The following is a 24,151-nucleotide window of genomic DNA, read 5'->3' on the forward strand; positions in this document are numbered from 1 at the left end:
TTATTTTTGTATGGTTTAAAATGCCATGAAGAAAAAAGCGGTTTTATTTATTCTTTTTGTGTTTCCTGTGGTGGCATATCTTTTTTTTGCCTCAGGGGTGAACAATTTTGGCAAACTTCCCATTTTGGTCGAGAAGGTTCCGGATATGAATGAAATGGACCCTAATGTGAGGTTAAAGGATAAGATTACCGTTTTGGGATTTTTGGGCAATGACCTGGAAAACAAAAAGGGATCTGCTTTTAACCTAAATCAAAAGATTTATAAACGGTTTGGGGAGTTTAACGATTTTCAGGTGGTGATGGTGGTTCCCAAAGGGAATGAGACGGAGACCATGGAATTGAAGAAGGAGCTGGGAGAACTTTCCGAAGTGGATAAATGGTATTTTGTATATGCCCCCGAGGATGAGGTCCGATCCTATTTTAAAGGTTTGGGAACCAATCTTGATCTAGGGAGCGACCTTTCAACCCCATATGTGTTCATTATAGATAAAGATTTGGCCCTTAGGGGTAGAAATGATGATGAGGACGAAGGTGTGAAATATGGGTTCGATACCTCTTCCGTGGCGGAGCTCAACAATAAAATGGTGGACGATGTCAAGATAATTCTGGCAGAATACCGCTTAGCTTTAAAAAAGAACAATGCCGACAGGATCAAATAGCAAGAAAAAGTATACCTACGTATGGGTTTCGGCCATCATCTTGATTTTTGGCAGTTTCGCAGTGCACGAGATCACCAAGCGGATAAAGGGGGGATCCATTGTTGAAAACGACCGAATGAGTGTGGGAATGCAGCACAAGCCTTTGGCGTTTATCGTGAACGAGGGCAAAAGAAGAAAGGTGCCAGAATTCTCCTTTTTGGACCAGGATAGTGTTCCGATAACCAACAAGGATTATCTCGGAAAGGTCTATGTAGTAGAATTTTTCTTCACCACTTGCCCTACTATCTGCCCGATCATGACCAAAAATTTGGTAGAAATAGAAAAGACCTTCAAAGATCATGATGATTTTGGAGTGGCATCCTTTACCATAAATCCTAGATACGATACCCCTTCGGTCCTAAAAAAATATACCGAAAAATATGGTATCACCAACAAAGACTGGCATTTGATGACAGGGAAACAGGATGTAATCTATAAATTGGCGGAAGAGGGATTTTACATTTATGCCACTGAGAACGGGGAGGCCCCAGGAGGGTTTGAACACTCAGGAATGTTCGCATTGGTAGATAAAAATGGGTATCTTCGTTCTAGGGAAGATGAATACGGTAACCCCCTGATTTATTATAGGGGGACCATTACCGAAAAACAAGGGATAAACGATGAGGGAGAGGCCCAACAGATTACCATATTAAAAGAGGACATTAAAAAATTATTGGCAGAATGACCGAGGAAATTTCTTTGAGGGAAAAACGGTTCAATAAATGGATAACGGTGATATCCATCGCGATACCATTGGTGGTAGCACTGTTGTTCGGCTACAAGATACCCAATGCAAAACCGCTGTCATTTTTACCGCCCATTTATGCGGGCATTAATGGATTAACGGCCATCTTACTGGTGGTTGCAGTTCTTGCCATCAAAAATGGGAGACAGTCGCTTCATCAAAAGTTGATGACCACCAACATTGTATTGTCCGCACTGTTTTTAGTAATGTATGTAGCCTATCACATGACATCGGAAACCACTATTTATGGCGGGGAAGGTTTTCTAAAATATGTGTACTACTTCATCCTTTTAACACATATTGTGTTGTCCATTTCTGTGATTCCCTTGGTGTTGATCACCTATTCAAAAGTGTATTTGGATGATTTTGAAAGCCACAGGCTGTGGGCCAAATATACATTCCCTATTTGGCTTTATGTTGCCTTGACCGGGGTAATCGTATACCTTATGATATCCCCCTACTACCAATATTGATTTTTGATGAAGGCTAAACTGCTTTTAATTCTGGTTTTACTTTTTGCTTTTCCTTCCATAGTGGAAGCGCAATGTGCTATGTGCCGTGCGGTGGTGGAAAGTGAGGCGGAAGGTGGTACGGCCGAAGGGATCAATAATGGCATTGTATATTTAATGGCCGTTCCCTATGTTTTGATTGCAGGACTTTTTTATTTTATCTATAGAAAAATGAGAGGATAGGTCCCAAACCTCATTTTTTTTCTTTTGAAGTGTAACATTTACTGTTTTTTTTCATCTAATAGATGTACGCTTGCGTATTTCATCAATCAAAATCGCTAACCTATGTTCGACCTAGAGCGGTGGCAAGAAATATTTGACACCATCCGAAAGAACAAACTCCGCACATTTTTGACCGGGCTTTCCGTAGCTTCGGGCATCTTTATTTTGGTTATTCTTTTGGGTTTTGGACAAGGGATGAGGAATGGCATTGAGCAAGAGTTCAAAGAAGATGCCTCTACCAGTGTTTGGGTATGGCCGGGAGTAACCTCGAAAGAATACAAAGGACTAAACCCAGGTAGGTCCATTCAGTTGGTAAATGAAAACTACAACAATGCCACTGAGATGTTCAAAAGTGACATTGAATATGCTTCTCCGCGAATATTTGTCCGTGGAGTAAGCGTCAATTATGGAAAAGAAGCCCTGATATATGGAGTCCAGGGAATCTCTTCGGATTTTCAATTTATAGAGAATGCATCCATATCCGAAGGTCGTTTCATCAACTACCAAGATGAAGTGAATGTGGGTAAGGTGGCCATCATCGGCCACAAGATCAAAACGGATGTTTTCAACGAAGTGGAAACTCCCATAGGAGAGTTTATCGATATTTCTGGGATTCCGTTCAAGGTCATCGGTGTATACAAGGAAATGGAAGACCGCGAAGAGGAAAGAATCTACATTCCCATTACCACTGCACAAAAAGCTTTCAACGGGGGCAATCGTGTGAACAATATGTCCTTTGCCTTGCCTCCTGTAGAAAACTTTGACCAAGCCGTGGCCCAGGCCATCAACTTCAAGAATGGACTCCGGGAATACTTACAACAGGTCCATACCATAGCTCCTGACGATACCAGTGCCATGGAAGTATGGAGTGCCATGGAAGAGGCCAAAAGATACTACGGACTTACCAACAACATCAAACTCTTTTTCTGGTTTGTAGGGATATGCACCATCATTGCCGGCGTGGTTGGGGTGAGCAATATTATGATGATCGTGGTTAAGGAACGCACTCGAGAGATTGGCATAAGAAAGGCGCTTGGCGCCAAGCCTTGGTCCATAATCGGGATGATCCTGCATGAAGCCATTTTTGTTACTGCCATTTCAGGGTTTGCGGGGTTGATTTTTAGTATGGCCTTGTTGGAACTTGTGGGGCCCAACATTGAGGTGGATTATGTGTTGAATCCCTCAGTGAATTTCAACGTGGCCTTCTCCACCGTACTCGTGTTGATCGTGGCTGGTACTTTGGCCGGTTTTGTTCCGGCTTATCGTGCTGCAAAAGTAAAAGTGATCGAATCCCTTCGGGATGAATAAATAATGCCCAAAGTAAATCAAGATGTTCGATAGAGATAGATGGCGGGAAATTTTGGAGGTGCTCACAAAAAATACGTGGCGTACCATTTTTACGGCCTTTGGGGTCTGTTGGGGAATCTTTATCCTTATTGTGCTGTTGGCTGCCGGTAAGGGTCTTGAAAATGGTATCAAAAAGGATTTTGGCGATATCGCCACCAATACCATGTTCATGTGGACGCGCGCCACTACCCGGGCCCATGAAGGATTGCCCCAAGGCAGACGCTTTGAGTTTAAGGTTGATGACGTTCAGGCCATTAGGGACAATGTGCCCAACCTTCGGTTCATATCGCCAAGGAACCAATTGGGCGGATTTGGGGGGAACAACAATGTGGTGCATGGTATTAGGACCGGAGCCTATAATGTGTACGGCGACTATCCCGAAATCATCAACCAAGATCCCATGGCAGTCACCTCGGGCCGTTTCCTGAACTACAATGATATCAATGAAAAAAGAAAAGTGGCCATTATCGGTCAGGGGGTCAAGAATGATCTGTACGATAAAGATGAGGATCCCTTGGGTACTTACATTAAGATACAAGGGGTTAATTTTATGGTGATCGGAACCTATAAAAAGAACAACAGCGGAGGAGGGGAAGAAGGCCAGAAGGAGATTTTTGTGCCCTTCACTTCCTTTTCCCAGGCATTTAACAGGGGCGAAAATGTGGGCTGGATGGCGATTACAGCCCATAATGGCAGTTCCATTTCCGTATTGAAGGACAAGATTGTAAGCGTAATGAAGGAAAGACATAAGGTGCATCCAGAGGATACCAGGGCCGTTGGTTATTTTGACCTGTACGAACAATACAATCGGGTAGAAAGTCTTTTTGGAGCACTGAAAGGCGTTGCTTACATTGTAGGAATAATGGTATTGCTTTCCGGTATTATCGGGGTCAGTAACATCATGTTGATCGTGGTAAAGGAGCGTACCAAGGAGATAGGGATTCGTAGAGCCTTAGGTGAACAACCTTGGTCCATTAAAAAGCAAATCTTGATGGAATCCATCTTTTTGACGCTAATTTCCGGGATGGTAGGTATCATCTTTGGGTCTTTGGTCATTTTCGGAATCAATTCCCTTTTGGATAGTGTTGGCCCAGTGGATATGTTCATGAGCCCCAGTGTGAGTGTTGGAGTGGTGACAGGGGCTCTCACCATTTTAATGGTCTCTGGATTATTGGCCGGGTTTATCCCAGCACAAAGTGCCATTCGGGCTAGACCCATCGAAGCATTGCGAACAGAATAAATAGAAATCAATCAAAATAATAGCATACAAAAATGAAAAAGTCGGTAACCATTGCCATCCTGTTGCTCATCGTGATCGTGTTCGGTGGCTCCATGTATTATCTCTATCAGAAAAATGCTGAGGACCCGATAATCTATGAGACCGAAACACCATCTACACAGACCATTGTTAAAAAAGCAGTGGCTACGGGCAGTATTCTTCCTTTGGAAGAAGTATTGATCAAACCCAACATTTCTGGGGTGATAGAGGAAATATTTGTGGAAGGAGGGGATTTTGTAAAATCTGGCGACCTGTTGGCAAAGATCAAAGTGGTTCCTAACCTTTCTGCGCTCAACGATGCCAAAAATGCCATTGATGAAGCCAAGATCAGCTTGGACGATCAAAAGCGTAACCTGGAACGTCAAACTACGTTATTTGGTAAAGGAGTCATCTCCAAAACCGATATGGAACGCGCCCAAGTCACTTATGATCAGGCCAAACAGGCCTATGCGGCTGCCAATAAACGGTATGATATTGTGAAAACAGGAACCACCAGTGGATTTAGTAATGCGGCCAATACCATGATCAGGGCCACTGTGAGCGGAATGGTACTGGAGGTGCCTGTTGAAGTGGGCAACCAAGTCATTGAAAGCAATAATTTTAATGAAGGAACCACCATTGCGGCCATTGCCGATGTGAACAAAATGATTTTTGAAGGCAAGGTGGACGAATCCGAGGTGGGGCGCATAAAAGAAGACCTTCCGTTGGAGATTACGGTTGGTGCCATTGAAAACAAAGTATTTGATGCCGTTCTTGATTACATTGCCCCAAAAGGAAAAGAGGAAAATGGAGCTATCCAGTTCGAGATCAAAGGGTCGCTGAAAAAGCAGGATACCACCTTTATTAGGGCGGGGCTAAGTGCCAACGCCTCCATTATTCTTGCCCGTGCCGATAGTGTTTTGGCCGTTAAGGAGGCCTTGGTACAGTTTGATGGGGATACCAAAAAACCTTTTGTTGAGGTAGAAACTACCAATCAACAATTTGAACGTCGTGATGTGGAATTAGGGGTGAGCGACGGGATATTTGTAGAAATAAAATCGGGCCTAACCGCTACCGATAAGATAAAAGTTTGGAACGCCATTGCCGAAGAATAGGCCTTTAATCAATCATTTAACAAAAAATTTAAATAATTGCTGTAACAATTTAACAACTTGTAGGTCTAACAAGCAAGCGGTTAAAAAAAGATAGCTAACATAACCAATCATGATAGAAATCAAAGATCTTCATAAGTCCTATAAAATGGGCAACAACTCCCTTCATGTTTTAAAGGGAATCAATTTTAAAGTAGAAGAGGGGGAGCTGGTGGCCATTATGGGATCTTCAGGATCGGGTAAATCCACCTTATTGAACATCTTGGGTATGTTGGACGAGCTTGATGAGGGTTCCTATACCCTTGATGGAGTTCCGATTAAAAATCTTAGTGAAACCAAGGCGGCCCAATACAGGAACAAATTCCTGGGCTTCATTTTCCAATCCTTCAACTTGATCAATTATAAAAGTGCGGCTGAAAATGTTGCACTTCCACTGTATTATCAAAAAGTACCCAGAAAGGAACGTCAGGAAAAGGCAATGCAATATTTGGAAAAGGTGGGCCTAAAACCATGGGCGGAACATTTGCCAAATGAATTATCGGGTGGTCAAAAACAAAGGGTGGCGATAGCCAGGGCCATGGCCGCTGAACCTAAAGTACTTTTGGCCGATGAGCCAACAGGAGCCTTGGATAGTAAAACCTCCTATGAGGTCATGGATTTGATCCAAAAGATCAACGATGAAGGCAATACTATTTTGGTGGTGACTCACGAAGAGGATATTGCACATATGTGCAAGCGTATCGTTCACCTGAAGGATGGTGTTATCGTAGAGGACAAAAAAGTGGAACAAGTAAGGGCCGAACAGTATGTTTAACAGGGACAACTGGAAAGAGATATTCGATACCATTCAGAAAAATAAGTTAAGGACTTTTCTTTCTGGTTTTACCGTGGCTTTGGGTATATTGATTTTTGTTGTGCTATATGGCTTTGGGAACGGGCTCATTAATACCTTCAACGAGTTTTTCGAGGACGATGCCACCAACACCTTTTTTGTGTTTCCTGGCAGAACATCAATGCCCTACAAAGGTTATAAATCCAATCGGCAAATTGAATTTGATAATTCCGATTTGGCCGATATTGAGGAATCCTTCCCTTTGTTTTTAGAATATGTTTCCCCAAGGGTTGATAGGAGTGGGATGGTCAAATACAAAAACGAATCCAACAATTATACCACCAGGGGCGTAAGTGAATCCTACCAATTTGCGGAAAAGACCATAATCATGAAAGGGAGGTATCTCAACCAGGAAGATATCAAGGATAAGGCAAAATATGCCGTGATCGGGAGGTTGGTGGAGAAGGATCTATTTAAGAATGAAAGTGCACTGGGTAAGTACATTGATATTACAGGAAGTGTCTTTAAGGTCATTGGTGTTTTTCAGGACGATGCAGGGGATGATGAGGAACGAAGAATTTACATTCCATACACCACAAGACAGTTAATAGAAAAGAATACCGATAAGATAAATCAAATTGTAATTGGGTTCAAGCCTGAAATAGGATATGCCGGAGCTATGGCTTTTGAAGGACAGCTCGGCAAGTTTATAAGGGAAAAGAAATATATAGATCCAAACGATCAACGTGGTTTCTTTATCAGAAACGTAGCCGATCAGTTGAAGCAAAATCAACAGTTTGCAGGAGTGTTGCAGATCATAGTGGCGTTCGTGGCCTTTGGAACCATTATAGCCGGTATTATCGGTATTAGCAATATAATGGTATTTGTGGTCAAGGAGCGCACTAAAGAGATCGGTATTAGAAAGGCATTGGGAGCTACTCCAAAGGCTGTGATCAGTACCATACTTCTGGAATCTGTGTTCATCACAACGGTATCTGGTGCAGTTGGAATGATAATAGGGGTCGGAATGTTGAGTTCATTGGGCGATACATTAAAGGACTACTTTATAACGAATCCTTTCATCAATATGGGAACAGCAATTTTTGCAACCATTGTTCTGATTTTATTTGGGGGATTGGCAGGATATATTCCCGCAAGAAGGGCAGCTAGGATCAAACCAATTGTAGCATTAAGGGACGAATGATATGAAGTTTATTTTCGATAGAAATACTTGGCAAGAAATATTCGGATCCATTGGAAAGAATAAGACTAGGACCGTTATCACCGTGATAGGGGTGCTATGGGGAATCTTCATTTACATAGCCTTGTCCGGTGCCGCAAAAGGGATGGACAATGGCTTTGAAAAGGTGTTCGAAAGTGTTTCCATGAACAGCATGTTCGTTTGGGGCCAAAGTACCAGTATGCCTTATGAAGGATTCAAAACCGGTCGCCCCATGCAATTAAAATTGGGAGATGTTGATAAGTTGCAGAATAGAATACCAGAGATAAACAATATTGCCCCTCGGATCACCTTGGGCAATTTCGGAACAGATCCGGTTTTTACGGTGAGAGGGCAAAAATCTGGATCATATCCTGTAAATGGTGATTATCCGGTCTACACTAAAATTGCGACCAAGAAAATATTTGATGGCGGGCGATTTATCAATGACGAGGATATAGAACAGGCCAGAAAGGTATGCGTGATTGGAGAACGAAACGTTCAAGAGCTATTTGATAAAGATGAAGATCCCATTGGGCAATTTATCCGGATTGGTGACGTGTATTTTCAGGTGGTTGGGGTGCATAAACTTTCACAGGGTGTAAGTTTTGATAGTGATGCTGCCATTTTTATTCCCTTCACAACCTTTAGAAAGCTTTATAATACTGGAGATAATGTTGATTATTTCTGTATCGCTGCATATGATGATGTAGATGTGGTTCAGGTAGAAAAGGATGTGAAGACCTTGTTGAGGAATATCCACCGGGTCAATCCAGAGGATGAAAGAGCTTTTGGCTCCTTTAATCTAGGGCAAATGTTTACTAGGGTTTCAGGATTCGCCAAAGGGATGACATTTCTAAGCTTGATCGTGGGTATAGCAACCATATTGGCTGGGGTAATCGGTATTGGAAACATATTGTTGATTTCCGTAAAAGAGAGGACCAAAGAGCTTGGAGTACGTAGGGCACTTGGAGCAACACCAAGGGAAGTTCGTTCCCAAATCATACTAGAATCTGTTTTCCTTACCATGGTGGCAGGTGTGATGGGAATAATTCTTGGGGCTGGGGTCTTGGCTTTTATAAATGGCCTTACCAAGGACTTGGATTTTCCCTATACCAATCCCACCGTGCCAATTCCATATGTTTTAGGTGCGCTTTTGATCATGGTGGTACTAGGTACTTTGATCGGATTGATTCCTGCGCAGCGCGCGGTAAGTATAAAACCAATCGATGCTTTAAGAGAAGAATAACAACTATTTAAATAAACAATCAAAATGAATAAAATCGTAAAATATATTTTAATAGGAGTATTGGTGCTAGGTGCACTTTGGGCTGCTGTTTTCTTTGTGAAATCAAACAGTAAATCTGCTATTACTTATGAGACCAGCCAACCTTTCATCTCAAGTATTGAAAAGAAAACCGTTGCTACCGGTAAAGTTATTCCGGAAGATGAAATCGAGATTAAACCTCAAATTTCAGGTATCATCGAAAAGATTCATTTAGAAGAAGGAGCCAAGGTTAAGGCAGGTGATTTGATCGCAACCATCAAGGTGGTTCCCAATGAGCAATCCTTGAACCAAGCTGCCGGTAGGGTACGCAATGCCGAATTGGCGCTCAACAATGCCAAAATAGAGTATGATAGGAACAAGGTGCTGTTCGATAAAGGGGTCATCTCCAGTCAAGATTTCAATAACTTGAAATTGACTTACGATCAAGCGTCCCAAGAGTTGAAAAATGCCCAGGCCGATTATCAGATCATCAGAAAAGGATCTGCAGGAGGATCGGCAAGTGCCAACACCAATATTAGGGCAACCGTTGCCGGTACCATTTTGGAGATTCCAGTGAAGGAAGGGGACCAAGTGATTCAAAGTAATAACTTTAATGATGGTACCACCATCGCATCCATTGCTGATTTGGGTAAAATGATTTTCGAGGGGAAAGTAGATGAAGGAGAGGTTGGAAAACTAAAAGTGGGTACACCTCTAAAAATAAGCTTAGGTGCAGTAGAAGGCGTGGAACTGGATGCCAAATTAAAGTTTATTGCTCCAAAAGGGGTGGAGGAAACCGGTGCTGTGCAATTTAAGATTGAAGGGGATGTTGAGGGGAAAGATGATGTGTTTATTCGTGCAGGGTACAGTGCCAATGCTTCCATAGTGTTAGAAAAGAAAGATAGTATCCTGGTAATTCCTGAAGCAGTTTTGCAATTTGATAAAAAGACGGACAAGCCCTATGTGGAAATTGCTGTAGGCTCAACCGAGGAACAAAAGTTTGAAAGAAGGGATATTGAAACAGGGATATCAGATGGTGTAAACGTGGAAATCATATCCGGACTTACCAAGGAAGACAAAGTAAAGCATTGGAACAAAACGGAGCCTATCAAAAAAGGCGATGAAGAAACGGAGACCGAATAATAACGATCATCAATCAAAATAAAAATGAAGTATAAAATAACATTAATTCTGCTGTTAATAATAGTAGGTGCTTCTACTGCGCAAATGCGTAAATGGACGCTTCAGGAATGTGTGGAATATGCAGTGGAACACAATTTGACCATAGAACAGTTTGAACAGGATCTGGAGAATGCCAAAATCGATAAGTCGGATGCCATCGGAGGTTTGCTTCCTACTCTTAATGCAAGTGGTAGTGCTTCGAAAAATGTGGGATTTACCATTGTAAGTACATCCAACGTTCCAGTCGCAGGTAACCAATCAACATTTAACGTAAATGGTCAGGTCAGTTCCAATCTTACCTTGTTCAATGGACTTCGAAACATAAAGCAACTGCAACGGGCCAAATTGAATGCCATTTCCAGCCAATATCGGTTGGACAATTTGAAGGATGACATCCGACTGAACGTGGCCAATGCCTATTTATTGGTGTTATCTGGTAAGGAACAATTAAAGACCTTTAAGGCACAATATGCCGTTACGGAACAAGATTTGAAAAAGACCCGGGAACTGGTCGCATCGGGCGTGTTGCCACAGGGTGATCTTTTGGAGATTGAGGCGACTGCCGCCAATCAGGAACAACAAATTGTGAACGGTGAGGGCAATGTATTGATAGCCCGTGTAAACCTGGCCCAATTGCTGCAGCTTACGGATTATGAAAACTTTGATATCGCAGAGGAAGAGTTTGCCATTCCGCCATCCGATATTTTGAAAAATTCCGCTAAAGTGATTTTTGATAATGCATTGACTTTTAGAAATGACATCAAATTTTCTGAATCTAATGTGCAATTGGCCGAACAAGATCTTAAAATTGCAAAAGGAGCCTATTTTCCTACACTAACAGGATTTTTTCAATATGGTACCCGTTATTCGGATGCCACGAGTCCTTTGCCTGACGGTAATGGAGGAACTTTTACACCAAACTTTACCCAACAGTTATGGATATTTGATGGTATTAGCTACGGTGCCCAGTTGAATGTCCCTATTTTTAATGGGTGGAGTACGCGCAATAATGTAAAGCGTTCCCAGATCAGTTTGGAAAAGGCCAAAGTACAGTTTGAACAGGACAAGTTGGCTTTGGAAAATACGATCCAACAAGCCTATGTAGATGTAAGTACTTTTGAAAAAGCCTATGAGGCCGCGCTAAAGACTTTGGAAGCGCGTTCATTGGCATACGATTATGCAAAAGAACGCTATGACAATGGGTTGATGAACGCATTTGACTTTAGCCAGGCACAGGCAAGGGTGGACAATGCCAAGGCAGATGTGATCCGTACCAAGTACGATTATATCTTCCGACTTAAAATATTGGAGTTCTACTTTGGTTTGCCCATTTCATTAAACTAGTATCTTTGTGGCCGCTATGGCCATAATACTCAACTTAGAAACAGCTACCACCAATTGCTCCGTAAGTGTCTCCAAAGGCAATGAAATCCTTTGTCTTAAAGAGAACAATGCAGCAGATTATTCGCATTCGGAACAGTTGCACCTTTTTATCAAAGAAGCCTTGCAAGGGGCTTCTTTGTCATTTTCAGGCCTCGATGCCATTGCCGTCAGCAAGGGCCCCGGTTCCTACACCGGATTGCGTATTGGGGTTTCTGCAGCCAAGGGACTTTGCTTTTCCTTGGATTTGCCTTTGATTTCCATTTCCACTTTGGAAAGTATGGCCCATCAAGTCAATTTGAAAGAAGGGGAGGTGGTAATCCCGGTATTGGATGCTAGGCGTATGGAAGTGTATTCCTGCGTGTTTGACCACCAGTATAAAGAGATACGGGAAACTCGTGCCGAAATCATTGATGAGAATTCCTTTGGGGATTATGCTTCGTTTTCCAAAGTGCACATTGTGGGTAGTGGAGCGGAGAAATGTCAGCCGATCCTGCAAGCCCCGAACTTCAATTTTGATACCACCGTGGTGCCTTCGGCAAAGCAAATGGCTATTCTGGCCAACCAAAAATTCCAAAAAGCAGAATTTGAGGATGTGGCTTATTTTGAACCCTATTATTTAAAGGATTTCGTCCTCCAGATGAAAAAGAATGCCTAACCTTTTAATGCTTGGTGCATAACCCGTTGCGGGAACGGGATTTCGATTCCGGCAGCATCAAAGCGCAACTTGGTTTGCTCGATCACATAAAAGTGTGCGGCCCAGAATACATCGTTATTGGCCCAAAATCTCAAGGTTAGATCTACAGAACTATCACCCAATGCCCCAACATATACCTCGGGTGCAGGTTCGGTAAGGATGTTGGGATTGTCGGCACAGATCTGTAACAAGATTTCCTTCGCTTCCTTAATGTTGGAGCCGTACCCGATTCCGACATCAATTTTATCGCGACGGGTGCTTTCCATATTATAATTAATAATGTTCCCGTTGGACAATTGTCCGTTTGGGAGTATGGCTATCTGGTTGCCAAAAGTGCTCAATTTAGTATTGAATATGGAAATCTCCTTCACCGTCCCATCAATACCTTGGGCAGAAATAAAGTCGCCCACTTTGAAAGGCTTAAAAATGAGGATGAGGACCCCACCGGCAAAGTTGGCCAAGGAGCCTTGAAGGGCCAGACCAATGGCCAAACCCGCCGCACCGATGATAGCGACCAATGAAGAGGTTTTCACTCCCAATTGGGTCACTACCAGAACAAACAAAAGGGCCTTCAGTGCAATGCTGATAAAACTCTGAAGGAAGGATTCCAGGGTTTCGTCATAATCTTTCTTGGCAAAAAAGCGACTGACCATATTATTGATGAACTTGATCACCCAAAATCCAACAAAAAAGATAATGATAGCCATGACGAGGTTGGGCAATACGCCTAGCCCCCATAGTACAGCTTTGTCAATATATTCTTGGTAGTTTTCTAGTTGTTCCATAGGTTTCTGTTTTTTGGGCAACCTAATCAATAATCCATAAAATAAAAAATTTGAAATGTGAACAATTGTTAATCTTGTTCGGGATGCCCTACTTGGGCCAATACTTCATCAGAAGTGGAGACAGGTAACTTGCAGGCCCCTTCAATGCAGACATAGGCTAAGGTCTTGTCTGGAACTAGCCTGTTTTGAAGTAGTTCAAGGCCACTTTCGCCAACTGTCCCCACCAAAACACTGTTAGGGATATAAGAGGCACCTATTGTCTGTCCCAAAAGTTTAAAATTTGGCCCAACAAGGGCTATTTCATAAAAATCCTGATTGAAATAAAGAACCAAGTTCAACCAATGGGCGAAACCTTGGGCCTGTAGACCAAAATCCTGTTGTACATTTTTCAGCATTTGAGTGGCGATGGAACCGTACCCTGAGCCATAAAAAATTTTGTCCAACTTAAATAGGTTGTTGGCCATGATGGAATTGGAGGAGGAAATCACATTATCGTTGGTTTCGATACTTCGCCGAATCAAGGATTGGTCTTCATCCGAAGTAAAGAAATACATGCCCGATTCCTTGTCAAAAAAATGTTGGTGGGCATAATCGGTCAAGCTTTTGGCATTTTGCAGCCACTGCTCATCAAAGGTTACCTCGTAAAGGGAAATATAGGCGTCAATCAAAGTGGCATAATCCTCCAAAAACGCATTGATGGTACTTTTCCCTTCTTTGTGGTTGCGGTACAGGGAGTGGTCTTTTTTGGTCATTGCCCTCTGAAGAAAATAGGCATTCTTCAAGGCAAGTGTTAAATATTTTTCATGGCCTAGATAACGATAGGCATCAACAAGCCCTTTTAACATCAATGCGTTCCATGATGTTAAGATCTTATCGTCCAATCTTGGTTTGGAACGCTTGCTTCTTTCCTTTTTTAAGATGGCCAGATCAGCTTTTATTTTTTCCTGTAATTCCAGAATGGATATGCCATGCTTTTTGGCAATTTCCTCATCATGCTTGTCCCTGATCAATACATAGTTTTCCTCTTCCCAATGGCCATAGGAATTGATGTTGAAATAATCCTGGAAAACATTTACATCATTACCAAGCAATAGTTCCAATTCATCTTTTGTCCATACGTAATAGGCTCCTTCTTTTAAATTGCCATGTTCGTCAAGACTATCGGCATCCAAAGAGGAATAAAACCCTCCGCTTTCATCCAACAGTTCTTCCTCTACAAAGGCAATGGTTTCCTCAACTACCTTTTTGTAGAGCTCGTTCTTGGTCACGGCATAGGCCTTGGCGTAAAGGCTGACCAACTGCCCATTGTCGTACAGCATTTTTTCAAAATGGGGCACGTGCCATTTGGTGTCCACAGCATAACGGGAAAATCCACCTCCTACATGGTCAAAAATGCCCCCATAGGCCATCCGGGTCAACGTAGTATCCACAAATTCCATGATGTCCTTGCGGTTTTGGGTTGTGGCATAGTGCAACAAAAATTCCCAATTGTTGGGCATCATGAACTTAGGTGCCCTTTTATGCCCGCCCAAGTAGGTGTCAAAATACTGGGACCAGTTGTGGACAGATGCCTCCAATTGTTCCAAGGTAAAGAGGTCATTGTCCTTGTTGTGCTCCACCAAATTGATGGCGTGGAGTCCGTTGGAAAGATCTGAAGCGTATTGAATGACACGGGGCTTGTCTTTTTGGTAAAGTTGGGCCAACTGTTCCAATGATCGTATCCAATTATCTTTGGGTACGTAGGTGGCGCCCCAAAAAGGCCGACCATCGGGGAGGGCCACAATGTTCAGCGGCCAACCGCCGTTGCCAGAGATCATCTGGATGGCATCCATATAAATTTGGTCCACGTCGGGGCGTTCCTCGCGGTCTATTTTAATGTTGATGAAATGCTCGTTCATCACTTTGGCCACTTCGGGATCTTCAAAACACTCCTTTTCCATTACATGGCACCAGTGGCAAGCCGCATATCCGATGCTGATAAGTAATAGCTTGTCCTCTTGCTTGGCCCGTTCCAGAACCTCGGGATGCCATGCTTCCCAGTTTACAGGATTATGGGCGTGTTGCAAAAGGTAGGGACTGGTTTCGTGGATCAGGGTATTGGTGTATTTGTGGGTCACTTCGTTGGGTTTTGGGTTACAGCCTAGGACGACCATCAAAATTAGGGGGAAGAATGGAAACTTAACCGACATTTCTTCACTTTTGGGTATAAAAAAAGCGTCCCGAAGGACGCACTTTTTGTAATGCGGTTTTACTGTACTTCAAAGGTAATCTTAACGTTCACCCTGTAATCGTCAATCTTTCCATCCTTAACGGTGGCACTTTGCTCGTTGATATAAATGGAACGAATGTTCTTCACTGATTTTGCGGCTTGTTCCAATGCATTTTTAGCTGCGTCTTCCCAGCTTTTATCGGAATTTGCCAATACTTCAATAACTTTTAAAACTGCCATGGTCAATGTTTTTTAAATTTCTTCAATTTAGCAAAAATTGACCGGAAATGGGCTATGAAAACCCTTAAAATTAGCCATTTAAGGCCACTACCTCGCGAATTTTATCGCCCATCATATTCTTCAACATGGTTTCGATCCCGTTCTTTAAGGTAAAGGTGGACGAAGGGCAACCACTACAGGCTCCCTGCAAGATCACACTTACCGTTCCACTTTCCTCCTCATAGGATTGAAACTGGATATTACCACCATCACTGGCAACGGCAGGTTTTACGTATTCCTCCAAAATGTCGATGATCTGAAGGGAAATATCATCATAGCTGATACTGGCTTTTTCCTGTTGCTTGGATTCTTCTGTTTTTTGAAGGGCCTCCGCGGTCACTACATCCTTTCCATCCGCTAAAAAGTCGCGGATAAATTCACGCAATTGCATATTGATCTCTTCCCAGTCGGCCACATCGTATTTGGTTACGGAAACATAGTTTTCATCCATGAACACTTCTTTCACAAAGGGCAGATGGAAAAGTTCCTTGGCCAATGGGGCATCTTTGGCTTCATCAATATTCTTGAACTCGTAAGTGGACGGCACAATACGCTTGTTACAAACAAACTTCATCACCGAAGGGTTCGGGGTCACTTCGGCATAAACGGTAACCGGTTGCTTTTTTTGCACATCCTCTTCATTTACAACAGGTTCCCCCACGTTCAAGTATTCCACCAATTGTTGGGCCACATCGGCCTTAACATCATCCCAGGTTACAATATCATACCTTTCCAAGGCCACAAAATTGCTGGCGATGTATACCGTTTTAATGAACGGAAGGTAAAAAAGTTGCTGTGCCAATGGAGAATTTTTGGCCTCGTCTATATTCTTGTATTCGTAATTGCCCTTCACCAAAAAATGGTTGGCCTCCAATTTGATGATCTTGGGGTTGTTGGTGGCAATAACGGTGATGTTATATTCTTTCATAGGGTTTATTTGATACAAAAATACCAATAGTTGACATCTACAGCAAAATATTATAATAATGTCCTTTACAATCCGTTATCTAACTGTTTGATTATTTTTAAATCACAACCATTAGCCCAGATCGTCACATGAGACGCAGCACAACCTCGATCATCATTGCCCTGTTTTTTGGTTTTTTGGCCAAGGCCCAGGAGGGAATCCCCGTGTATTTTGACTACTTGGCGGATAACTATTACTTGGTCTACCCATCCATGGCGGGTATTGCCGAGGGCACCAAGATTCGTCTCACGGCCAGAAAACAATGGTTCAATGTGGATGAGGCACCCAGTCTACAAACCTTCAACATCAACTCTAGGGTAGGGGAACGAAGCGGAATCGGCGGTATTCTTTTCAATGATTCCAACGGGTACCATTCCCAAACGGGGTTTAAAGGAACTTATGCACACCACTTGCAACTCGGGGGTGATTTTAGGACACTTAACCAACTCTCTTTCGGACTTAGCGCTGGAGTGATCTTAAGTAGTTTGGACGAAACGGAATTCAGGTCCGTGATACCCGATCCAGTGGTGACCGGGGTAAAAAACACCACTAGTTACTTCAATGTGGATTTGGGAGCATCGTACAACTTGTTCGAGTTTTATGCGCATGCCGCTATTCTTAATATTTTAGGAAGTGGGCGTGACCTTTATACAGCCGCCGAGTTCGATAACTTGAGAAGGTACTTACTTTCTGCAGGATATGTTTTTGGAAAAAGTACCAGAGTGGAGCCTTCTATCTTGTTCCAGATGACGGATTATACCAAGGAGAAAACGGTTGACCTGAATGCCAAAGTGTATAAGGATGTTAGTTTTGGTACCATTTGGGCCGGACTTTCATACCGAAGAAGTTTTGATGGGGCCCAGTACCAATCCAATGGAACTTTTGGCGAGCAACGTTTGCAGTTGTTCACTCCGATCGTGGGGGTCAATGTGAACCGTTTCTTGTTTTCCTACAATTATTCCTACCAATCCGGGGATATCCGTTTTGATAATGGCGGGTTCCACCAGATTACCTTGGGCTACGATTTTGGACAGAGCGACGATGGCAAACGATACGATTGCTATTGCCCTGCCGCCAACAATTAAAAATGGCTCACCACTAAGGATGAGCCATTTCCAACCAACCAATAAAAACTACATTAATCCCACTTCATATTTTTCTTGGAAGCTTGGCTTTTAATGGCCGATAACATGGCATTTTCCAATTCCCCTTTTTCCTCTTTTTGGCTTTGTGCAATGTAGGCTTCACGCTTTGCGTTCAACTCTTGGATTTCCTTTTGGATTTTTTCACGCTCCGCTTTTTTATCCTCAACATAGGCTTTGATCTCACTTTTGGATTTGCCCTGTAACTCTTTGGGAAGGTCGTCTTCCTTCAATTTGGATAGCACGGCTTCGTCATCCTCCACGGCATCCACTAAATCCCATTGGGAGTTTTTATACAGTCTGGAACTTTTGCTCACGGCACGTTTCACTACAACTACTTCTTCCAGTTCTGCAGCATTGAGGTCTTGGGTGCTTTGTTGGGCTTTCCTTTCATATCCCATGGCGCCATAGGAAATATAGGTGTTGTTCAATTTGGAATTCAATTTGATGATGACATCGTCATAAGGGGTGTTGATGTGCACTACCTGTTGGTTGTGGTCGATGGCCATATATTCCCCTCCGGTCAAAGAGGCACCACTTTTCCATTCGGTACTGATGCCTTGTTGGAAGTTTCCACAGAAAATAGTGTTTACGATCACATCCTTTTCCTTGGCATTGGCGGCCGCATCCCTGTAATTCAATTTGCCTTGTGTGAAGGGTTCATTCCCTGCAATAAAGATCATTTTAAGATCATCCGCGTTCTTGCCCCAATCCAATTGTTTCAGGGAAGTTTGAATGACCTCTCCACAATATTCCTCACCGCCATTGGTGGTCAGGGAGAAGAGTTTTTCTGAAATTTCATCCAAGTCGTCCGAAAATCCCAATACCTGTCTAATGTACCCTTCACGGGAAGAAAGGTTATCGTTTCCATATTCATACAAGGCAATTTGTAGGGAAGGACGGGTGTCGTTTCCGCATTTGGCGTGGGTAAACTCGTTCACAATGTCCCACAACTGTGCCTTGGCTTGGTTGATGAGTCCGTCCATGCTGTTGCTGGTATCGAGCAACAAAGCGATTTTTACAAAATGCTTGCTTGGTTTTTCCACAATGGATTGGGTCACCAATACCGTGTTTTCTTTTTCCTGTGCCTTCAGGTTACAGCCATAACTGGCACCGGTGGCCATAAGTACGAATGCTGTTCCCAATAATCTATTCAAGTGTTTCATGATGCAATGTTTTTAAATGATGGCCTAAAAGTATCGGCATCTTTTTGCAATAAAAATCCAGAATGAGCCAAATGGCATCCGGGATGAGCCAATGAACCCAACGACTTTGTAAAGTGGTAAAATCGAGATGTATTTGAGCTTCTTTCCCTAAAAATCCATTTTTTAATACGCTTGGGATGAACTAAGTTTACTTCAATTATGATGAAAAGGGCTTACATATTTATCTGTTTGTTGATGACCACCCTGACCGCCATGTCCCAAGTGGGGCAAACCGGCGCGGAGGTGGAGATCAAGGGTTCGGTAAAGGGCAGGGAAAACTATGTGCCCATTTCTGGGGTTGAGGTGTCCACGGACAAGGGAGAATATACCAAGACCAACAGTTTGGGGGAGTTCAAGATCAGGGCTTCCATCGGTGACATGCTCATTTTTGAAAGCCCGGAGATTGAAACCGTGCGTCACAGGATCACTTCGAATGAAGATGTGGATGTTTTGGTGGAAGGATATGCGAGTGGAATTTCCAAAAAGCGGGAAAGCGCATCATCCAAAGCAAGGAGTGTGGTAATGGACCATCAAAGACTGTTGGATTCCGCCAACTTTTACAAAAAAACGAGCTTGGAAAAGAGCATTGATTTTGTGGCACGATCCATGGAATCCTTGGGCAATACGGGCAACAAACGTGAACTTTCGCAATCACTGAGGGCCTTGGGAGAAATTTACCTCTACCACAAACAGTATGATTTGGCCATTTCCAATTTTAAGGACGCCCTTTCCGCCATGGAATCCAATAGGACCAAATTGTTATTGGGGCAAGCCTATTTGCAGAACGGGGAAAACACAAATGCGGTGTTGATCCTTACTCCCTTGATCGAAGAAAAAAACATGGTACCCTATCAACGAGTGGAACTTTTTGAGGCATTAGGCGATGCGAACAAAGCACTGGGAAAAATTAAAGACGCCCAAGGGTATTATAAACAAGGGCTGGTAATCGCTGAGAAAAACCAGATCTCCCCCAAGATCATAGACCTGAATTCCAAAATGGCCGATGCCTTTGCCAGTGAAGATCGAGAGGTAGAGGCAGAAGGGTATTATCGAAACTCTTTGGACCTGTCCAAAAAAGTAGCCCCGGAACGTATGATCCAGGAGAGTGAACGCGTGGCGGATTTCTACAATCAGAAGAGTCGGTACAATGACGAGATCCAGCAACGGAAGAAAAGTCTGAATGAACTCAAACAACTTTCCGCACCAGGTGTTCCTATGGAAAGCAAGGGTATGGCGGGGACCGATACCATTACATCGCAGCGCATCAACTACAAAATTGCAAGTGCCTATATTGCGCAGGACAAGTTGGACGAGGCCATTCCCTACCTCGAAAAAAGTATTGTGGAAGCCGATAAGGACGATGATCTGGTCATTCAAAAAGATGCCACACGCAAACTTTCCGAAGTATATCGGAACAAGGGTGATTTCACCAAAGCCCTGGAATCCTATCAAGATTACGTGGCCGTTGTGGACAGTTTGTATGTGAGAAAAGAGCAGGAAATTTCGAGAGCGGCTCGCTTTAACCGAGAAATCTCCAATACCCAAAACCGTATTTCAAGTTTGGAACAGGAACGGGAATTGGCCCAAAGCAAATATAGTCTTGCCGTAACCGAGCAACAATTGTATGAAGAGGCCAGCAAGCGCCAGGAATGGATCATTTATTCCCTCATCTTCGGAATAGCCATGATGTCGCTGACCGCATTTTTGTACTATCGTAGCGACAAGCAGCAGAAATTGGCCAATAATTTGTTGGCATTGAAGTCATTGCGGACCCAAATGAACCCCCACTTCATCTTCAATGCGCTCAATTCTGTGAACAACTACATCGCCAAGAGCGATGAGCGTAGCGCCAATCGTTTCCTAAGTGAATTTTCGGTACTCATGCGCAGTGTGCTCGAAAATTCGGAGGAAGATTTTATTCCCTTGTCCAAGGAACTGGAGTTATTGGAGCTTTATGTGAAACTGGAACATTCCCGCTTTGCGGACAAATTCGATTATGAGGTGGTGGTGGACCCCGCAGTGGATGTGGAGGCATTCCAGATTCCGCCCATGTTGCTTCAACCCTATATTGAAAATGCCATCTGGCATGGATTGCGCTACAAAGAGGAAAAAGGCTTTCTAAAAATCAAGGTGCTTCCGGTGACGAACGACATGTTGGAAATCATCATCGAGGACAATGGCATAGGCAGAAAAAAGTCCGCAGAACTGAAGACCAGTAATCAAAAGAAACAAAAATCCAAAGGGATGGGGAATATAAAAAAACGCATCGAAATTTTGAACGATATGTACAAAAACCGGGTGGACGTTTCTATTTCGGACCTAAATGGAGACCATACCGGAACCAGAGTGTCCCTTAAACTGAAAAAGCAATGATGGAACTCAAGGCGATCATCGTGGAGGACGAGGCCAATAGCCGTGAAATCCTTCGGAACTATTTGGCCAAATACTGCGATGGGATAAAACTGCTCGGAGAAGCGGCCAATATTGAACAAGGGTTGTCATTGATCCAAAACCATGAACCCGATTTGGTGTTCTTGGATGTGGAAATGCCCTTTGGCAATGCTTTTGACCTATTGGAAAAAATTCCGGACCGTTCATTCGAGACCATTTTTGTTACGGCCTACAACCAATATGCCATGGATGCCCTTAACCACCATGCCGCTTATTATTTGATGAAACCCATCAATATTGACGAGCTGGTAAAGGCGGTGGAGTATGTGCGGGCCATTAAAGAAAAGGAAAATGCCTTGGAAGGCCAGGTCCTCAAGGCCAGGCCCATCAAGGCCGAAGGAAAGATTACCTTACCACAGCAAGATGGCTTTCAGGTGTTGGAGGTAGGCGACATCTATTTCTGCAAGGCGGATGATAATTATACCGAAATCTATCTGGAGAAGAAAAAAATTGTGGTGAGCAAGACCCTGAAATATTTTGAGGATGCCTTGCAGCCCTATCCGTTTGCCAGAATCCATAAATCGTATCTGGTGAACGTATCCGAAGTGGTCAAGTACAAGAAGGGGAAAGGGGGCAGTGTCATTTTGTCCAACGGAAAGGAACTCTCTGTATCCGCCTCCAAAAAAGCCGAACTATTATCGTATTTTCAATAATTACATGGAACAGGTTCCTGAGCGGAGTCGAAGGAACGGCTTAGTTGTGTTAAAGCAGAATAGTTTATTGATTCAAATTAAAAACATATGATCATCAAAGCCGTAAGGGGCATATCCCCGGTAATGGGAAAGGATTGTTTTATAGCCGAGAATGCTACCATTGTGGGTGAGGTCACCATGGGCGACCAATGCAGTATATGGTTCAATGCGGTGGTTCGGGGCGATGTCCATTTTATAAAAATGGGCAACAAGGTAAACGTGCAGGATGGGGCCGTAATCCATTGTACGTATCTAAAATCACCTACGACCATAGGAAACAATGTATCTATTGGGCATAATGCCATTGTGCATGGGTGCACTATAAAGGACAACGTGCTGGTGGGCATGGGCAGCATCATTATGGACGATTGTGTGGTGGAAAGTAATTCCATCATCGCTGCAGGGGCCGTGGTCACCAAGGGAACCCATGTGGAAGCCAACAGCATTTATGCCGGAATGCCAGCCAAAAAGATCAAGGATATCAGCCCAGAATTAAGTTCGGGTGAAATCGACCGTATCGCCAACAACTATGTGAAATATTCCAGTTGGTTCAAGGAAGAATAGCTAATCTTTCCAACAATCCAACAATCTAAAAGTCCAAAAATCTAACCATCCAAGTATCCAAAACACATAGAATAATATTCCCTATTTTTGTCCCACTCAAAAAAACTCGACTAAGATGAACGCATATATTTTTCCAGGACAAGGAGCGCAATTTGTGGGTATGGGGTTGGACCTGTACGAGAACCATTCCGTGGCACAGGAACTTTTTGAAAAAGCCAACGAAATATTGGGCTTTTCCATCACCGATATCATGTTCGAGGGCACCGCCGAAGATTTGAAACAGACCAAAGTTACCCAACCTGCCATCTTTTTACATTCCGTGATCTTGAGCAAGGTACTTGGCGATACGTTCAAACCCGATATGGTGGCCGGACATTCCTTGGGCGAATTTTCAGCCTTGGTGGCCAACGGCACCCTTAATTTTGAGGATGGACTTCAATTGGTTTCCCAACGTGCCCTTGCCATGCAAAAGGCCTGTGAGATCAAACCCAGCACCATGGCGGCCGTTTTGGGATTGGATGATGCCATTGTGGAGAAAATATGTGCCGAAGTCGAAGGTATTGTGGTGCCTGCAAACTACAACTGTCCAGGTCAATTGGTGATTTCTGGTGAAGTGGATGCCGTGAACATTGCCTGTGAAAAATTAAAGGAAGCCGGGGCCAAGCGAGCCCTGTTGTTGCCTGTTGGGGGTGCCTTCCATTCCCCATTGATGGAGCCTGCCCGCGAAGAGTTGGCGGCAGCCATTGAAGCCACCCAGTTCAGTGTGCCTAACTGTCCCATTTATCAGAATGTGACCACCACGGCCGTATCCGATGCCAATGAAATCAAAAAGAACCTGATCCTACAATTGACCGCCCCCGTAAAATGGAACCAAAGCGTGCAACAAATGGTCAAGGATGGGGCTTCTTCCTTTGTTGAGGTAGGTCCGGGCAAAGTACTTCAGGGATTGGTGAAAAAGATAAGTCCAGAGGCCGAAACCAGCTCTGCCGTAGTTTCGTAAATACTCGCAAACAGTTTATCCGATTAAATAGAGATTTAAACTAATAGCTAGTGGGGACTCCCTGCTTTTTCGTAATATTGGTAGCTCCCAAATCACCAACCTATCATGGCGCCAAGAACGTAACTGAAACTGATTGATTTAGGTGATGCTGACCTTGTTTAAAACAACTTCTAATACCTCATCGACCCATGTGCGTCGAGGTGGGGTCTTGTGTATTCTTTTATTGGTTTTTGGGGTTGGAAGTGTTATGGGGCAAGTAACGGTCGAGTTCTCCCAGGCCACGGGCTCGGATGCTGAAAACAGCGGGGGCAACCTTCCTGTACTGCTTGTCACGGGCACGGTGGTCAACGCGACCACGGTGACGGTGACGGACCTTGGCACGGGCACGGC

Annotated in this window: 23 protein-coding genes; 18 read left to right on the forward strand and 5 right to left on the reverse strand. The window is 43.5% G+C overall.

Features of this window, described 5'->3' with window-relative positions; genetic code table 11:
* The first annotated feature begins 25 nt into the window (after positions 1 to 25).
* From GTK07_RS08175 to tsaB, 13 genes are all read left to right on the forward strand, one after another.
* Positions 26 to 658, forward strand: a complete 633-nt coding sequence (locus tag GTK07_RS08175; protein ID WP_163634796.1) for a hypothetical protein — start codon at positions 26 to 28, stop codon at positions 656 to 658.
* Positions 639 to 1,382 (forward strand): SCO family protein, encoded by a 744-nt coding sequence (locus GTK07_RS08180; protein ID WP_163634797.1) that lies wholly within the window; start codon positions 639 to 641, stop codon positions 1,380 to 1,382. The genes GTK07_RS08175 and GTK07_RS08180 overlap by 20 nt, the downstream gene beginning before the upstream one ends.
* The gene (locus GTK07_RS08185) at positions 1,379 to 1,915 is read left to right on the forward strand and encodes a DUF420 domain-containing protein (protein WP_163634798.1); all 537 of its coding nucleotides are present in this window, start codon (positions 1,379 to 1,381) and stop codon (positions 1,913 to 1,915) included. Before GTK07_RS08180 ends, GTK07_RS08185 begins: the two co-directional genes overlap by 4 nt.
* Before the next feature lie 6 nt (positions 1,916 to 1,921).
* On the forward strand, positions 1,922 to 2,134 hold the full coding sequence (locus tag GTK07_RS08190) for a hypothetical protein (RefSeq protein WP_163634799.1): 213 nt from the start codon (positions 1,922 to 1,924) through the stop codon (positions 2,132 to 2,134).
* A 102-nt stretch (positions 2,135 to 2,236) separates the two neighbouring features.
* A complete protein-coding gene (locus tag GTK07_RS08195) occupies positions 2,237 to 3,481 on the forward strand; it encodes an ABC transporter permease (protein WP_163634800.1) in 1,245 nt (414 codons plus the stop codon).
* Between the two features lie 22 nt (positions 3,482 to 3,503).
* Positions 3,504 to 4,760 carry an ABC transporter permease gene (locus GTK07_RS08200; RefSeq protein WP_163634801.1) on the forward strand — a complete coding sequence of 419 codons (1,257 nt, stop codon included), beginning with the start codon at positions 3,504 to 3,506 and terminating at the stop codon, positions 4,758 to 4,760.
* Between the two features lie 32 nt (positions 4,761 to 4,792).
* Entirely contained in the window at positions 4,793 to 5,893 is a 1,101-nt protein-coding gene (locus GTK07_RS08205; protein WP_163634802.1) for an efflux RND transporter periplasmic adaptor subunit, read from the forward strand.
* 109 nt (positions 5,894 to 6,002) lie between these two features.
* The gene (locus GTK07_RS08210) at positions 6,003 to 6,704 is read left to right on the forward strand and encodes an ABC transporter ATP-binding protein (protein WP_163634803.1); all 702 of its coding nucleotides are present in this window, start codon (positions 6,003 to 6,005) and stop codon (positions 6,702 to 6,704) included.
* Positions 6,697 to 7,926: an ABC transporter permease gene (locus GTK07_RS08215; protein WP_163634804.1), complete on the forward strand. Its 1,230-nt coding sequence runs from the start codon at positions 6,697 to 6,699 to the stop codon at positions 7,924 to 7,926. Before GTK07_RS08210 ends, GTK07_RS08215 begins: the two co-directional genes overlap by 8 nt.
* Before the next feature lies 1 nt (position 7,927).
* Complete coding sequence (locus tag GTK07_RS08220) at positions 7,928 to 9,190, forward strand: ABC transporter permease (protein WP_163634805.1); 1,263 nt, start codon at positions 7,928 to 7,930, stop codon at positions 9,188 to 9,190.
* Positions 9,191 to 9,214: 24 nt separating this feature from the next.
* Positions 9,215 to 10,351, forward strand: a complete 1,137-nt coding sequence (locus tag GTK07_RS08225; RefSeq protein WP_163634806.1) for an efflux RND transporter periplasmic adaptor subunit — start codon at positions 9,215 to 9,217, stop codon at positions 10,349 to 10,351.
* A 24-nt stretch (positions 10,352 to 10,375) separates the two neighbouring features.
* Positions 10,376 to 11,734 (forward strand): TolC family protein, encoded by a 1,359-nt coding sequence (locus GTK07_RS08230; protein ID WP_163634807.1) that lies wholly within the window; start codon positions 10,376 to 10,378, stop codon positions 11,732 to 11,734.
* Positions 11,735 to 11,750: 16 nt separating this feature from the next.
* On the forward strand, positions 11,751 to 12,428 hold the full coding sequence (gene tsaB, locus GTK07_RS08235) for a tRNA (adenosine(37)-N6)-threonylcarbamoyltransferase complex dimerization subunit type 1 TsaB (RefSeq protein WP_163634808.1): 678 nt from the start codon (positions 11,751 to 11,753) through the stop codon (positions 12,426 to 12,428).
* On the opposite strand, the gene GTK07_RS08240 is transcribed toward tsaB, so the two are convergent.
* The 4 genes from GTK07_RS08240 to GTK07_RS08255 form a co-directional block, all read right to left on the reverse strand.
* Positions 12,425 to 13,252, reverse strand: a complete 828-nt coding sequence (locus GTK07_RS08240) for a mechanosensitive ion channel family protein (RefSeq protein ID WP_163634809.1) — start codon at positions 13,250 to 13,252, stop codon at positions 12,425 to 12,427. The genes tsaB and GTK07_RS08240 overlap by 4 nt on opposite strands.
* Positions 13,253 to 13,320: 68 nt before the next feature.
* The gene (locus GTK07_RS08245; RefSeq protein WP_163634810.1) at positions 13,321 to 15,441 is read right to left on the reverse strand and encodes a thioredoxin domain-containing protein; all 2,121 of its coding nucleotides are present in this window, start codon (positions 15,439 to 15,441) and stop codon (positions 13,321 to 13,323) included.
* Between the two features lie 59 nt (positions 15,442 to 15,500).
* Positions 15,501 to 15,701: a dodecin family protein gene (locus GTK07_RS08250; protein ID WP_119648456.1), complete on the reverse strand. Its 201-nt coding sequence runs from the start codon at positions 15,699 to 15,701 to the stop codon at positions 15,501 to 15,503.
* A gap of 70 nt (positions 15,702 to 15,771) precedes the next feature.
* Positions 15,772 to 16,668 (reverse strand): NifU family protein, encoded by an 897-nt coding sequence (locus GTK07_RS08255; protein WP_163634811.1) that lies wholly within the window; start codon positions 16,666 to 16,668, stop codon positions 15,772 to 15,774.
* Positions 16,669 to 16,796: 128 nt separating this feature from the next.
* Between GTK07_RS08255 and GTK07_RS08260 the strand changes: the two genes are divergently transcribed.
* Positions 16,797 to 17,792 (forward strand): PorP/SprF family type IX secretion system membrane protein, encoded by a 996-nt coding sequence (locus GTK07_RS08260; RefSeq protein WP_163634812.1) that lies wholly within the window; start codon positions 16,797 to 16,799, stop codon positions 17,790 to 17,792.
* Positions 17,793 to 17,845: 53 nt separating this feature from the next.
* Here GTK07_RS08260 and GTK07_RS08265 read toward each other — a convergent pair whose 3' ends face one another.
* Positions 17,846 to 19,015: a vWA domain-containing protein gene (locus GTK07_RS08265; protein ID WP_163634813.1), complete on the reverse strand. Its 1,170-nt coding sequence runs from the start codon at positions 19,013 to 19,015 to the stop codon at positions 17,846 to 17,848.
* A gap of 234 nt (positions 19,016 to 19,249) precedes the next feature.
* Between GTK07_RS08265 and GTK07_RS08270 the strand changes: the two genes are divergently transcribed.
* The 4 genes from GTK07_RS08270 (at position 19,250) to fabD (ending at position 23,761) form a co-directional block, all read left to right on the forward strand.
* Complete coding sequence (locus GTK07_RS08270) at positions 19,250 to 21,427, forward strand: tetratricopeptide repeat-containing sensor histidine kinase (protein WP_235932716.1); 2,178 nt, start codon at positions 19,250 to 19,252, stop codon at positions 21,425 to 21,427.
* Positions 21,427 to 22,158 carry a LytR/AlgR family response regulator transcription factor gene (locus tag GTK07_RS08275; protein ID WP_163634970.1) on the forward strand — a complete coding sequence of 244 codons (732 nt, stop codon included), beginning with the start codon at positions 21,427 to 21,429 and terminating at the stop codon, positions 22,156 to 22,158. The genes GTK07_RS08270 and GTK07_RS08275 overlap by 1 nt, the downstream gene beginning before the upstream one ends.
* A gap of 87 nt (positions 22,159 to 22,245) precedes the next feature.
* Positions 22,246 to 22,761: a gamma carbonic anhydrase family protein gene (locus tag GTK07_RS08280; RefSeq protein WP_163634815.1), complete on the forward strand. Its 516-nt coding sequence runs from the start codon at positions 22,246 to 22,248 to the stop codon at positions 22,759 to 22,761.
* 115 nt (positions 22,762 to 22,876) lie between these two features.
* Positions 22,877 to 23,761, forward strand: a complete 885-nt coding sequence (gene fabD, locus GTK07_RS08285) for an ACP S-malonyltransferase (protein WP_163634816.1) — start codon at positions 22,877 to 22,879, stop codon at positions 23,759 to 23,761.
* The last annotated feature ends 390 nt before the right edge of the window (positions 23,762 to 24,151 follow it).

Origin of the sequence: Flagellimonas sediminis (assembly GCF_010500845.1) — a bacterium.
GTDB classification, from domain to species: Bacteria; Bacteroidota; Bacteroidia; order Flavobacteriales; family Flavobacteriaceae; genus Flagellimonas; species Flagellimonas sediminis.